We start from the raw sequence: 13,198 nt of genomic DNA, 5'->3' as shown, positions 1-13,198 counted from the left end.
ACGGCGGTGAGCCGCCGCGCGCCGCTCCTGGCCTTCGTCCAGGCGACCGCCCCGGGAGCAAACGAACTAGCAGGTGCGGTCAGGCAACGACCTTTCTCGCACGGGGTCAGCCTGTCACCGGAAGATGTCCCGGAACGGGCGTGGGCTGGGGAGCCTCCGGCGTCCCGCCCGGAGGTGCAGGCACGTTGTCCTCCGGAGGCGGCGGCGTACCACCGCCGCCCGTGGTGCCTCCCGTGTCTCCACCGCCGGTCGTCTCACCGCCGGTCGTCTCACCGCCGGTCGTCTCACCACCGGTCGTCTCACCACCGGTCGTCTCACCACCGGTCGTCTCACCACCGGTCGTCTCACCACCGGTCGTCTCACCACCGGTCGTCTCACCACCGGTCGTCTCACCACCGGTCGTCTCACCACCGCAGGTCGACCGGGTGATCGTGTTGGTGTCCATCGTTACGGAGCCGTTCCGCGCGAGCGCTCGGCCATCGATGTTTGCTCCGGTGTTCGCGGTGATCGATGTCAGAGCCATGATGTTGCCCACGAAGTCGGTGCCCGTGCCGAGCGTCGCGGAACTTCCGATCTGCCAGAAGACGTTGCACGGCTGCGCGCCGTTGATCAGGGACACACTGCTAGCCGAGGCCGTCGTCAAACCGGATCCGACCTGGATCACCCACACGGCGTTGGGGTCGCCGCCGGCATCCAGGGTGAGGGTGCCCGTGAGCCCGAGGGTGGAGGAAGCGTTGTAGACGCCCGGGGCCAGCGTCAGACCGCCGGCATCTGGGGGAAGGCTGGCATCCGGAGCTTGGCCCGCGGCATTGTTGTACGCCGTAGTCAGGTCGGTCTGAGCCTGAAGGGCCACGGCATCCGCGGAATGGATGGCCCCGTTCACAATGCCGGGCGGAAACCCGGTAACCGACGTCCCGGGGCTTACCCCGAGGTCTCCGGTAACCACGGAAGGACCGGTATTGGTCACCGACGCGCCGCCGAGAACTGCGAAGTCGTCCGCCGTGCCCAGGGGTACGGCCGTGGCAATGGCATTTGCCCTCGTCGACGTCAGTATCACGGCGGCGGCGACGAGCAGCACCGCCAGGACCATGGAAACGGAAATTGTGCGCCAGCGAGGCGCACCAGAGACATTTGATGCCATTGGGGACCTAACTCCTCCGGCGAGGGATCGCGGATTGTTGTGTCCATCCTCGAGTTGCTTTGGGCACTTCTCAGATGACAAATGACCAGCCCACTCCCACGGATAGGGCCGCCGTTTTTGAAAGCCTGATCCGCAGCCCCTCGAGAAAGGGGCTGCGGGGGTCAGACTAGCCAGCGGAGAAGATCCAGACTGGGAGAAACGCCAGAACGTGATCCATTAGAGTGATCGCGGTTGGGTGAAAGTCAAGGCGAATGCCTTGCCGCACTCATTTTGTCCACCCGCGAGAATTAATTGATCTTCGACGGGGCAGGCGGGACCGGCTGCGGGCTCGCCGGGACAGCGATGGAGGCAACTTGAGGTCGTTCAGGAAGTTGCGAGACGAATTCATGCGATGATCGGCTCCTCGGCGCCCCAACAACGAGCGCGATACTCCGAACGACGAATCCAGTCCCCGAAGGACACGTACCGGCGACGCCGCGGCTTCTCCTGACCGGCCACGTCTGAGACGCCCTCGGGCAGGATCAGCCGAGATGGTGGACGTACCCCTCTGCCTGGGCTCCCGAGAAGAAGTCCGGCAGATCCGCAACGGTCGTCCAGCGGACATCATCGCCACGCCCGCCGCCGATTGAGCCGTGTCCCCGCTCGTCGGCCAGCGCACACCCCGACCACCGCAGCCTGCCACACCATCCACCTCGAAGACCCGAGCACACCGGTCACATCCCGACCAGCGACGAGCACCGCGGGCGCCGGAAGAGTGCTTCGACCGCGCCCCGCGCGGGCTATCGGAGCTCGAGCGATCGCGCGACGTGCTGACACGGCCGACTCGAACGCGAGCTATTCGCGGGCGTCCCGGCCCCGTCCTCTGCACCGGGCGGTACACGTTGTGCCGTTGTGGACGGATGCACCGCCAGTCGGCCGGCGCGGTCCGGGTTCCGTCCACGAAGGCCGCTCAGGCGTTGACCAAGCCACCGTCGACCACCAGGTTCTGGCCCGTGACCGCTCGCGACCACGGAGAGGCGAAGAACAGAGCCGCGTCGGCGAACTCGCCGGGTGTCACAACACGACGCAACGGCGTGTTCGACGCGATCGCGTCGAACACCTCTTCGGGAGTGGCGGCGCTCGCGTCGGTAGTGCGCAGCAGCCCGCCCGAGACCATGTTGACCGTGATGCCATCAGGACCGAGATCGGCGGCAAGGGTACGGGTCAGCGACAGCAGCGCCGCCTTCGCAGCCGTGTAGTCGTGATAAGGCACGACCGGATTCTGGAACAGGTTGGTGCCGACATTGATGATCCGGCCCACACCGAGTTCCCGCATGCCCGGCAGAGCCGCCTGGGCGGTGTGCAGCGCACCGCGAACGCTGCCCTCGAACTGCCCGGCGAACTCACCCCACGTGATCGCGTCGGCGTGCGAACGGGCGTCGCCGTTGAACGCGAAGTCGGCAAGAGCGTTGTTGACCACCGTCGTCACCGGAGTCCCGAAACGCTCACGTGCCGTGGCGAAGAGGGCATCGACCTGGACTCGATCGGTGACGTCGGCCGCGACGGCGATCGCCCGCTCGCCGAGCTCGGTAGCCAGCGCTTCGGCTCGCTCACGGCTGCGGCGATAGTCGATCACGACACGCGCACCCTGCCTCGCGAACGCACGCACCAACGCGGCGCCCAGTCCGCGTCCACCTCCGGTCACCACGACAAGCTGATCGGCGAAATCCATACCCTGCACGGTAGTGGTCAGAAGTCAGCCATCGACACCCGCAGTACCCGTGGCCCGCGGGCACCAGTGAGGGTCTTCCACTTGACTTCAGCCGGCTTGGAGGGAGATCTCGATCGCGTTGACGAGCTGAGTCGCGTGAGGTGAGCACACTCGGACCAGGCCCAGGCATGGCGTCGGATGCCGCTCGTCGCGGGGTGCCATACAAGAGCCCTCCGCGGCAGGTTGGAAAACCTGGAACGCTATCCCGCAGGCTCCAGTGACCTGATCAGGAAGCACATCAGCCTCGCCCGTCAAGGAGTCCCAGGAGGGCACTTGACGAGACAACGGGACAGCAAATGTCCTCTGCCTCAGCACTTTCGGCACGCAGAAGGCGTGTAGTGGGCGCGCAAGTCCCCATCGGGCCCAGCGACCCGCCACGCTGCCCCCGGACGTACGGGTCAAGCTACTCAAACGCGCATGCGACACGAACGGGACCGAGCTCCCCTCCCGACCCCTAACGTACGAAATCTTCTACAACAACGCCACTTTCGTCGTACGCGGGAATGCGGACCGGGCCTACGGCTGGAAATCTGGCAACGACGTGCTCGACGGTTTCTTGACCGGCTACGAGAGCCCCGCTGCCTGAACGGGGCCCGTCCCGTTCGACCCCGCTCACCCGGTACCCGCCCGTTCACGAGCAGTGCGACGTGCCGGCCGGGCCCGGCCGAGTGCGCACCAAGAGGTTGGTCAAAGAAGATGATCCTCAAGAGGAGCAGCAATGAAGTCCATTCCCCTGTGGGTGGCCGTTCCGGTGACCGTCGCGGTCGCCCTACCTTTCGGCCTGTGGCTGGGCACGTGGTCGCTGCCGTTGTGGCTGGCGTTCATCGTGTGGGCCGAGTACTTCGCCCTGGGCGCGAAGCCGGCGGTGCTCCGCGTCGTGGTCCCGTCATTCCTGAGTGGCGTCGTCAGCGCGGCGATCGCACTGATCTTCTCGCTGCTCGTCGGAACGGTCGTGGGCGACGCCGCGATCGTTGCGGGAGGCGACGTGTCGTGGTTCATAGGCCTTCCGGTGGCCCTGATTCCGCTCATCTACATCATGCAACTCCTGCCGTTCGCGCAGGACACCGGGAGCCTCCCCTACTTCAACGGGCTGTCCATGGGCCTGGCCACGTTCTTCATCGGGATCTACACGAACTTCGGCGGCCTGTCGCTGCCCGCCGACAGCGTGCTCCTGCCGCTGATCACCTCGGTGCCTGCGGTGCTGGGCGGGCTGCTCGGTGCCTTCCTCGGGTGGTTCAACGTCGCCATCATGACGCCGTTCGGCCGCCAGACACCCCGGTCGGCCGAAACGGTCGTCGACGCCTGACTTCCACATGCACCCGCCGACCGGCCGCCCCGCACCACTCGCACGCGGCAGTGAGGCGCTGGAACAACTCCCTCAGGGATGCCTCTCGTCCCCGGACAGGTTGGAGAGCAACATCCGCTCGTTCTCCAGATGGGCCGAAACCATCCGGTTGATGAGGTCGAGACCGGCGTCGGTCAGGGTGCTCCGGCGGACCCGGCGGTTCTTCGGGTCCGCCACCCGGAGAACCCAACCGCGGTGACAAGCTTCTCCGACGGGTGAAACCACGCTGGGCGAGATCGTCGGCGGAGTCACTGTGGTCCCGACCAGTGCCTCCGTGCCGCACAATGAGGAGGGCACCGGTGACGTGCGCTGCCAACACCGCAGCGCATGTCACCGCAAGCAGTGGTGGCGTGTCGATGATGAGCACCACGGCGAATCGTTCGCGCAGCCTCGCGCAGACGCCACCAGTACCGCGCCAGACAAGCGTCTGCCAGCGAAGAAACAACCGAGATCATATGGAAATCTAGTTCAGGCTGCGGTGGAGCCCCTCGTCGTGTTCTGGGCGCCGCACTTGATCGAAGCGATAGCCATAGCCGTAGCCCTTGGCCTCCTGGCGCGGTGGCACCATGTTGAGGGCACACCCGAGCAGATGTGCGTTGACCTTGGTGAGGGCATCGACAGCCCGCCGAATCTGCTTCGCCCTGGTGTGCCGGTGCCGGGCGAGAAGGATGACTCCGTCCGCTCGGCCTGCCAGGACGGCAGCATCGGCGGTGGGCAGCAGCGATGGCAAGTCCAGAACGACAGTGTCGTACTGCTCACGCATTTCGCGCAAGAAATCCTGGCACTTGCGGGAGGCGAGCAACTCGCTCGGGTTCGGGACGGACCAGCCCGAGGAAAGGAACATCAGTCCCTCCTCGCCCCATCGCTGGATCGCCTCTTCCGGCTCGACGTTGCCGGCCAGCAGGTTGGTCAAGCCCACCGTGCCATCCACACCGAGGTAGCGGGAGCACGCCGGCCGTCGGAGATCGGCTTCGATCAAGAGGACCCGACGCCCGGCGCGGGCGAGCGCGATAGCAAGGTTGCAGGAAGTGATCGACTTGCCTTCGCCAGCCGCCGCACTGGTGACCGCGACGATTCGGGGCCGGGAGTCGACTCCGAGGAACTCCAAGTTGGTGCGCAGTTGGGCAAACGCTTCGGCCCAAGGAACGTATGGCCGATCGGTAGAAAGCGGGCTCTTTGCAACTCGTCGATCGAACGGGATGGACGCCAGTATCGGAGCACCCGCCACGCCCCGCAGCTCGTCAATGTCGCTGATCTTGTCGTCGAGCTGGTCACGTGCGCGCGCCATACCGATGCCAGCGAGCGATCCCAACAGGCCTCCCAGGCACGCGTCGAGGAAGGGTTTGGGTAGAATTGGTCGCATTGACGGCGTGGCCTGGTCAAGCGGCTGCGCATCGACCGAGCCGGTCCCGTCGATGGGATGTTCCTCCACGTGCTGCCCGAGGGCATGGGTGACGGCGTTGGCAATTGACGCGGACAGAGCTGCGGTCGGTGCATGGGCCTTGATCGTGATGATCTGCACGCCTTGTTCGAACTCGGCGCTGACGTGATCGACCACCATGTCTGTCGGCACCCGCGCTTCGGCGGCCGCGGCCTGGCCCACTTCGCGCGACTCGGCCAGGCGAGCAATGGTGGGCACCAGGTTCCGCGCGAGGCTGGTTTCGAGAAACTGGCCGGTGACAGGGTCGCGGACCGCGCCTCCGTTAAGCACTACGGATCCGGTGGCCTCGTAAGTGGGTGGGATCAGAACAGCCACCCCGAACCCTGCGGCGACACCGACAATCGTCGACAAGAGCACGATGCCAGTCCGGCGTTTTGCCCTGCGCAGGAGAACTGCCGGGTCAGAGAGTACGCTCATAGGGCTTTCCCTTCGTCGGGTTGCACGAACCGAACAAGGTCGGGTCGCTTATCGTTGATCACATAGCGTTGACGGTGATGACCATTGAGACGCTCGGCGGTGACGGCCAGTTCCTGCCACGTGTGGTGCATGGTCTTGGCGATTTCAGCCCAGGCGAATTGCTTTTCCGCCCTGCTTCGGCCGGTTGCCCCCAATCGCCGAGCGAGATCGGGATCGTCGCGGATCTGCGCCAGTCGACAGGCCATGGCAGAGACTTCGCCCGCAGGATAGATCAGACCTGCCGATTCCACGACATATGGAATTTCCCCGACATCACTGCCGACCACTGGCACGCCACACGCCATCGCCTCAACGAGAACGCGGCCAAACTGCTCTCGCAACGGGATGCCGATCCACGGCACGACATTGCGTTGCACAACCTCCAACGATGGAAGGACAAGTGCGTCCATTCTCGCCAGGATCGAGGGTAGCTCGCCGTGATCAAGCCAGGAGTACAGCCGAATTCGGCCTGGGCGTCGGGCCGCCGCGCGTTCCACCTCCTTGCGCAGGCTGCCCTCGCCGACCACGATCAGGTCGCAGTCCAGGAGCTCGGAACCATGCAGCAGGTCACGGATGCCCTTGTGCGGTTCCAGGCGCCCGACGAACCCGACGCTGAAAGGACGTGATCCGACAGCGGGGGTCGGTTGGAATGCTGTGGTGTCGACTCCGAGCGGAACAATGCTCGCTGGTCCCTGGTAGCCCTTGACACGCAACAACTCGAGCGCGGCTGGGGTGATCGGGAAGGCGTGGGCGACAGTGCGGTAGGCGTATTGCTCGAGACTTGGGAAGGGAAATGGCAAGCGCATCATGGTGTTCTGCGCCGCGTACAGGGTGATCGGCGTCGTCGGCCAGTGGCGGTTTCGCAGGTGCAGCGCTTGGAAGGTCGACAGGTAGGCGGCTTCGCCGATGACATGGAGGACATCCGGTCGTACTTGCCGGAGGGTGCGCAGGCTGCCGGGACGGAAAAGAGCGGACGCCATGTGGCCGGTGCGGCCCTCGCCCAGGACGTGGGGGAGGTGGTGGAAATGAAAGCGTTCCCGGCCGCGGTCAAGCTCGGCCAGGGATTGGGCAGCCAGCGGTGACACGTCGGCGGCACACAGGGTGAGTTCGATGCCGGTCTGGTCGATGAGTGTTGTCAGCAGATCGATCCAGTGTTCGGTGCGTTGACCAACTACGGTTGTCAGGACGTGCATGGTGGTTGCCTTTCACTGGCGGACGGATGCGGTGAGAGCGATGCGTGCCACACGTGCCCATGCGCAGGCACGGGAACGCGCGATACCGGAATTCCATGGCATGCGTACCAGCGACAATCCGATGCCGATCAGGGAGCGAAGGAGCACTGCTGCTCGCGCCGCCGGATAGCTGCGGTGCCGGTGCCGGGAGAAAAACCGAAGCAGGCTGCGATACAGGTGGGGCCACAGCCAAGCAGGGTCGTTGCTACTTGCACCCCCGAGATGCGTGGCGTGGACGGTGGGCAGGTGCAAGACGCGTGCGCCATGCCGCCAGGCCCGCAAGCAGAGTTCCTCGTCCTCGTAGTACATGAAGTACTGCTCGTCGAGCCCACCGAGTTGCCTCAGCAGTTCTGTCCGCACCGCCAGGCACGCGCCCGAGAGCCAGTCCACTGTGACGGGTGTGTCGACTTGCCGGCAGGCGTCGTAAGTGCGGCGCCTATTCTCGCCGCACAGCAGCCGACGCACGCTCACCGGTACGAGACCACCACCGAACCGACTGGCCAGTAGCGAGGTCAGGGATTCGAATGGGTGGGCACTGATCGCGATCCTGCCTTCGGCGTCCATCAGACGGGGCCCGACAACGCCAACATCGGGATGTGTTCGCAGCGTGTGGACAAGGGCGTGCGCGGTCGGCTCCGGCAACACGCAGTCCGGGTTGACTAGGAGCACGATGTCGGTATCCACGGCGGATAGTGCCTGGTTGACGGCTGCGGCGAACCCCATGTTGACCGGATTGAGCACCATAGACACGCCGGGGAAATGGGCGGCGATCAGTGCACCCGTACCATCTGTCGAGGCGTTGTCGACGACACGAGCCAGCACCCCGGCGCGTGTGAGAGCGGCAAGGCAGGGAGTGACGTGGTCTCGCGAGTTGTAAGTGACCACAATGGCGGTGGCGTCCAGACCATCGGTGGCTGGGCGGTGCCTGTCGTCTCTCCTCTCGATTGTCAAGGCCGAACTCCAATCAAGTGCGAGCTGTCGTCACAGGGCCACACCTGGTGGGCCAGCAGGATGATCGCGGGCAGCAATCCGAGTTCCCAATGCCCGTCCGTCGGGCCAGCAAGGCAGGCCGAAGCCACGAAGCCACAGGTGAGCGCGAGCGCAGCCAGAGCGTGACCGTCACGCTCAACCCACCCGGCGCGCAGGGCACGCCACAGCGGCCACAGCACGACGACCAGGCCGATCAAACCCAGGTTGGCGAGAATCATGACCCAGAAGACGTGATAAGTCGGGCCGACGTCGGTGATCATGAAATCGGGAAGGTAGACCTGCGGAGTGGTCTGACCGAGGCCCTCACCGATCAACGGGCGGTCGGAAAACACGCGCAAGCCCACGTACATCTCGGAGAGCCGATACCCGCTGCTGTCATCGACATATTCGGCAAGCACGGCCGCGCGTCGGTGCAGGCCAGCACTGGCAACCGAAGCCGTGGCCAGGAACAGGGCTCCAGTTCCGATCCCGATGAGGGCACTGCGCCGGACTCGGGCGGTGCCTCGGACCAGCAGGATCAGCAGCGCCAGCCCGAATGCCAACCACATCGCTCGATAGGACGCGAGGATGACGTCGGTGGTGAACAAGGCGATCAGGCTGATCAGCCCGCCCTGCCGCCATCCGCGCACACGGCTCGCGGCGATCAGCAGCATCGGGATCGCGAGCACCGAAAGCAAGCCACCATGTCGGCCGGGCATGGTCAGTTCCACCGCAGCAAGGGCCCCCGCAGCAGCAATGTAGAGAACGCCGGCCGCTTTCAGCCGATGCGGGTTGGTCAACGTGTGGGTTGCCGCGAAGAAGTAGGCAGGGATGATACCGATGTGGTAAGTGGCGATCAGAACCGACTGGGCCGCATTGCCACGGGCAAGCCCGTAGAGCGCGGCCACCGCGACGACGGCACCAAGCAGTGCCATGGGCCCGTCCGCGATCGTGCGGCGAGGTCCGTCCTCAGCGGACGACGTAAGGTGGCGCGCAAGCAGCGCCAGGCAACCGGCAACCAAGATGCCCGTGTGCACCAATACGATCGTGGCCACGTCGGTTTCCCCGGTCACCTTGGTCGCGATGACGCCACCGACAATTCCCACCGGGAGCACCGCCCACGGCCAGAAAACGAACGCTATGCAGCAGACCAGGGCACCGGCTAGGAATCCGTTGACGTCACCGGGCAGCAACTCCATCAAATAGGTGCCGCCGGCACCGAGAGCAGCAGCAACAGCCACCGCCGACGAGGTGGCGATCAGTCCCTTCATCGTCGTCTCCCCTCGAGTTCACCGAGCAGCACTCTCAGTTGCTCGCCGCGAACCGACCAACTGTGAGACATCGCCACCGCACGCCGCTGGCTCGCAGCATCGGCGGATCGACTGGAGGTGAGTGCCTTATCGATAGCAACGATGAACCGCTCCGGGGTATCCGCGAGATGGACGACGTCTTCTTGTTCGGCCAGTGCTGGCAAAGCAGTAGCCACCACGGGCTTTCCAAGAGCGAGGTACTCATACAGCTTCTTCGGGTGGACATAGTCAACGAGCCCACCCAGCCGGTACGGGATCAGGCAGACATCACAAGCCCGTAGCACCGCGGGCACGTCGTCGAAGTGCTTCGATCCCAGCAAGTGCACGTTTCCCAGATTCGCCAATGGAGCGCGTCCGGCCCGCGTCGATGGCCCTGTCAGCACGAACGTCCAGTCCGGACGACGACGAGCCACCTCCGCGATCAGTTCTCCATCGAAGCAGCGGGTATCGATGGCGCCGGCGTATCCGAGTCGTGGCCCGGAGAGTTTGGAGACGCTTTCGGTCACTCGCCCTTCGGGGCAGAACCGCGCGGGGTCACAGCCATTGGGTACGGTCACCGGTGGATACTGAGATGGCGGCAGCCAGCGCGGCAGCACCGATGAGGACGTCAGGACCAAGTCAGCGGCGTTGACCGCCTTGTGCATCTCGCGGCGGTGGTGCCATCGGTTCCATGGGCGGGCGAAGGTCCAGTCCAGATCAGACACGTCGTAGACGAGCGCCCGTTCACCGAGCCGACCGGCAACGGGGGTGCTCAGGTCCTCGTCCAGCCACAGCAGGCGCGCACCTGGGTGGCGGTCCAACCACTGATTCAGCCGTGCCGCTGCGATGCGCCGGTTGATCCAGTTGGCTGCAGGAAGCAACCGGCCGCACGGCAGCAGGTTGGGAGCAATCGCATGCCACAGGCCCGGTTGTACTTGCCGAACGGACAGGCGCCAACACCGACGCCGCGCAGGCGGATCGACGAACAGCACGCGTCTGCCAGCGGAGAGCGTCTTGGCGAGGGCATGCTGCCGATGTTCACCGGCGCTCCAGCGTTCCCAGCCAACCCCGCTGAGTATCACGACCCACTCGCGGCGGTCAATGTCCGGAAGAGAGCCGAGGCCGCCCCGGATTGCGGCCCAGAGGTCCGGCAGACGAAGCTGTCCGCGTACGCCGAACATCCGGCGCGCTAGCCGATCGAGCAGTACCAGCGCCTGCAAGATCCGCAATCGGCGCCTGGGCTGGGTGAGCCGTACGTAGCGGATCAGGCCGTCCAGGCGGTGCGCTGTGCGTTTCGACTCGCCCAGCAACCCCGTTGAGGCGCCGAGCGTGTGGGTGACGACGGCCTGCGGAGTCATCCACAACTGGTGACCGGCGTCAGCGAGAGTACGCGCAAGCAGGACATCGTTGAAATACAAGGGAAAACGCTCGTCAAAAACTCGCTCGGGGTCCAGCACGCCGCGGCGCAACAGCAGACAACTCGCCGAAGGCTGAGGCACCGGTTGTGTTTTCGAGAAGTCCACTCCCTCCATCACATGCGCGCGCCAAACGTGCCGGAATCCCGGCAGAAACCGCAACGCGGTGCCCAACGCGAGCGCGCTGCGAAACGTGGGCAGGCGCATGTAGTGCTGTTGCACCGCGCCGTGTGAATCTAGATAGAGGGGAGCGACACCAGCTGCTTCAGGCCGATCGCGGAGGAATCGCACGAGCGCAGCCAGAGCTCCCGGTCGAAAGCGCACGTCACTGTTCAACAGCAGGATCAGCTCACCGTTCGCGTGCGCGTAGGCCTGATTCACCGCCGCCGCGAAACCCACGTTATCGCTATTGCGGATCAACACGATGTCCCTGTATGCCGCCAGCATGTCAAGCGATCCGTCGGTCGATCCGTTGTCGACGACGATCACCTCGTAGTGCAGGCCCTCAGTGACGGCATCCGGAAGCGAAGCCAGACAGCGTCGGGTCTCGGCGCAGGTATTCCAGTTCACCAACAGCACGGACACATCGACGGAGGTCATGACAGCGCCTGGCTCTCCGGGAGTTGGGCGAGCAGGCGAAGGTAGTCACCGTGCTGTCGGGTGACGATTCGTGGGTAACCGCTGACAGCACAGTCGTCGAGCAGAGTCAACAGGCCACGGGGACGTATCCAGTGGGATGGCCGCATGTAGTACCGAGCCGAGACGGTGTCGTTGTGTCTGGTGTTGAATCCGTGGTCTTTCACCAGGCGTAGTAGGGACTGCGGCGAGAAGTGCCAGCGGTGAAACGCAGGCTGCAGCGCGTGCCAAGAACTGCCCTGACGCGCGGCACTGCGGGAGGCGATGTTCGGCACTTCCAGAGCGAGCCATCCGCCCGGTACCAGCGCGCGACGTGCGGCACTGAGGAAGGCATGGGGATCCTCGACATGTTCGAGAACGTGGAAAGCGCACACCGCGTCCACGGGACTCTCCGGGAGCGATGTTTCGAAAGTTCCCTGCCGTACCGGGAGACCGGACTCCTCTCGGGCGAAACGCACGCAGACTTCTGAGGGCTCGACGCCCTCAACCTGGATGCCAGCGCGCCGGGCCTGCTCCAGAAAGAACCCACCCGCTGATCCAGCCTCCACAATCGACCGCGGACGTGTCGCCGACAGCAACCACCGCAACCGACGCCCCGCCTCATAACGCCATTGGTTCGCACGGGCAAAGTACTGGTTGTAGTAGCCGGCATCGAAGAGGTCGTCCTGCACCACGCGTTCCGGATGTGCGGTCCAGGAGAACCCGCAGGATTGACAGCGGTACAGTTGACCCTCGAAGACTGCTTCACTTCCTTCGGACTGCGTGCACAGCGAGCAGGTCTGCGCTCGAGGCTTGGTCATCGCTTCTCCGATCGAAATACCGGCTGTTTGCTGGGTTGTTTCACCCTGGCTGCGACAGGAGTGCGTTGACTCGCGGCATGGGCTGAGCTGCTGGCCGGCAGTTGAGCCAGAATTCTGAGGAGGTCGAAACGCTGGGGATGCGCCCTCAGAGGATTGCCGCTACCAGCCCACTCCTTGACCAGCATCAAAGCGCCTCGTGGGCTCAGCCAGTAACGCGGCTTCAGGTAGTAGCTGACAGAAACGGTGTCGTTGTGTCTGGTGTTGAATCCGTGGTCTTTCACCAGGCGTAGTAGGGACTGCGGCGAGAAGTGCCAGCGGTGAAACGCAGGCTGCAGCGCGTGCCAAGAACTGCCCTGACGCGCGGCACTGCGGGAGGCGATGTTCGGCACTTCCAGAGCGAGCCATCCGCCCGGTACCAGCGCGCGACGTGCGGCACTGAGGAAGGCATGGGGATCCTCGACATGTTCGAGAACGTGGAAAGCGCACACCGCGTCCACGGGACTCTCCGGGAGCGATGTTTCGAAAGTTCCCTGCCGTACCGGGAGACCGGACTCCTCTCGGGCGAAACGCACGCAGACTTCTGAGGGCTCGACGCCCTCAACCTGGATGCCAGCGCGCCGGGCCTGCTCCAGAAAGAACCCACCCGCTGATCCAGCCTCCACAATCGACCGCGGACGTGTCGCCGACAGCAACCACCGCAACCGACGCCCCGCCTCATAACGCC

The 13,198-nt window shown here is 64.9% G+C and carries 11 protein-coding genes; 1 reads left to right on the top strand and 10 read right to left on the bottom strand.

From position 1 onward, the window contains the following. Positions 1-106 precede the first annotated feature (106 nt). A complete protein-coding gene (locus R4I43_RS21565) occupies positions 107-1,078 on the bottom strand; it encodes an ice-binding family protein (RefSeq protein WP_324267488.1) in 972 nt (323 codons plus the stop codon). A gap of 1,012 nt (positions 1,079-2,090) precedes the next feature. Further along, positions 2,091-2,852 (bottom strand): 3-oxoacyl-ACP reductase, encoded by a 762-nt coding sequence (locus tag R4I43_RS21560; RefSeq protein ID WP_324267487.1) that lies wholly within the window; start codon positions 2,850-2,852, stop codon positions 2,091-2,093. A gap of 757 nt (positions 2,853-3,609) precedes the next feature. Here R4I43_RS21560 and R4I43_RS21555 point away from each other — a divergent pair. Continuing rightward, positions 3,610-4,197, top strand: coding sequence for a DUF1097 domain-containing protein (locus R4I43_RS21555; protein ID WP_324267486.1), 588 nt, complete (start codon positions 3,610-3,612; stop codon positions 4,195-4,197). Between the two features lie 72 nt (positions 4,198-4,269). Here R4I43_RS21555 and R4I43_RS21550 read toward each other — a convergent pair whose 3' ends face one another. The 8 genes from R4I43_RS21550 to R4I43_RS21515 all read right to left on the bottom strand — a co-directional run. Further along, entirely contained in the window at positions 4,270-4,413 is a 144-nt protein-coding gene (locus R4I43_RS21550) for a hypothetical protein (RefSeq protein ID WP_324267485.1), read from the bottom strand. A 286-nt stretch (positions 4,414-4,699) separates the two neighbouring features. Next, complete coding sequence (locus R4I43_RS21545; protein WP_324267484.1) at positions 4,700-6,028, bottom strand: polysaccharide biosynthesis tyrosine autokinase; 1,329 nt, start codon at positions 6,026-6,028, stop codon at positions 4,700-4,702. Between the two features lie 62 nt (positions 6,029-6,090). Further along, positions 6,091-7,326 (bottom strand): glycosyltransferase family 4 protein, encoded by a 1,236-nt coding sequence (locus R4I43_RS21540; protein ID WP_324267483.1) that lies wholly within the window; start codon positions 7,324-7,326, stop codon positions 6,091-6,093. 12 nt (positions 7,327-7,338) lie between these two features. Then, complete coding sequence (locus R4I43_RS21535) at positions 7,339-8,316, bottom strand: glycosyltransferase family 2 protein (RefSeq protein WP_324267482.1); 978 nt, start codon at positions 8,314-8,316, stop codon at positions 7,339-7,341. Continuing rightward, positions 8,313-9,605, bottom strand: coding sequence for an O-antigen ligase family protein (locus tag R4I43_RS21530; protein WP_324267481.1), 1,293 nt, complete (start codon positions 9,603-9,605; stop codon positions 8,313-8,315). The genes R4I43_RS21535 and R4I43_RS21530 overlap by 4 nt, the downstream gene beginning before the upstream one ends. Then, on the bottom strand, positions 9,602-11,638 hold the full coding sequence (locus tag R4I43_RS21525; RefSeq protein WP_324267480.1) for a glycosyltransferase: 2,037 nt from the start codon (positions 11,636-11,638) through the stop codon (positions 9,602-9,604). The genes R4I43_RS21530 and R4I43_RS21525 overlap by 4 nt, the downstream gene beginning before the upstream one ends. Beyond that, positions 11,635-12,474 (bottom strand): class I SAM-dependent methyltransferase, encoded by an 840-nt coding sequence (locus tag R4I43_RS21520; protein WP_324267479.1) that lies wholly within the window; start codon positions 12,472-12,474, stop codon positions 11,635-11,637. Before R4I43_RS21520 ends, R4I43_RS21525 begins: the two co-directional genes overlap by 4 nt. Then, a partial coding sequence (locus R4I43_RS21515; RefSeq protein WP_324267478.1) for a class I SAM-dependent methyltransferase occupies positions 12,471-13,198 on the bottom strand: 728 nt, incomplete at its 5' end. The genes R4I43_RS21515 and R4I43_RS21520, both read right to left, overlap by 4 nt.

This window comes from Saccharopolyspora mangrovi, from assembly GCF_035320975.1.
Classification (GTDB): domain Bacteria; phylum Actinomycetota; class Actinomycetes; order Mycobacteriales; family Pseudonocardiaceae; genus Saccharopolyspora; species Saccharopolyspora mangrovi.
The sequence above is the reverse complement of the archived record's forward strand: the minus strand, read 5'-3'. Positions and strand labels throughout refer to the sequence as shown.

Bases quoted from the DNA above. Each gene is read 5' to 3' on its own strand.
- R4I43_RS21560 (WP_324267487.1), bottom strand. From the start codon at position 2,852: ATGGATTTCGCCGATCAGCTTGTCGTGGTGACCGGAGGTGGACGCGGA.
- R4I43_RS21555 (WP_324267486.1), top strand. From the start codon at position 3,610: ATGAAGTCCATTCCCCTGTGGGTGGCCGTTCCGGTGACCGTCGCGGTC.
- R4I43_RS21540 (WP_324267483.1), bottom strand. From the start codon at position 7,326: ATGCACGTCCTGACAACCGTAGTTGGTCAACGCACCGAACACTGGATC.
- R4I43_RS21530 (WP_324267481.1), bottom strand. From the start codon at position 9,605: ATGAAGGGACTGATCGCCACCTCGTCGGCGGTGGCTGTTGCTGCTGCT.
- R4I43_RS21525 (WP_324267480.1), bottom strand. From the start codon at position 11,638: ATGACCTCCGTCGATGTGTCCGTGCTGTTGGTGAACTGGAATACCTGC.
- R4I43_RS21520 (WP_324267479.1), bottom strand. From the start codon at position 12,474: ATGACCAAGCCTCGAGCGCAGACCTGCTCGCTGTGCACGCAGTCCGAA.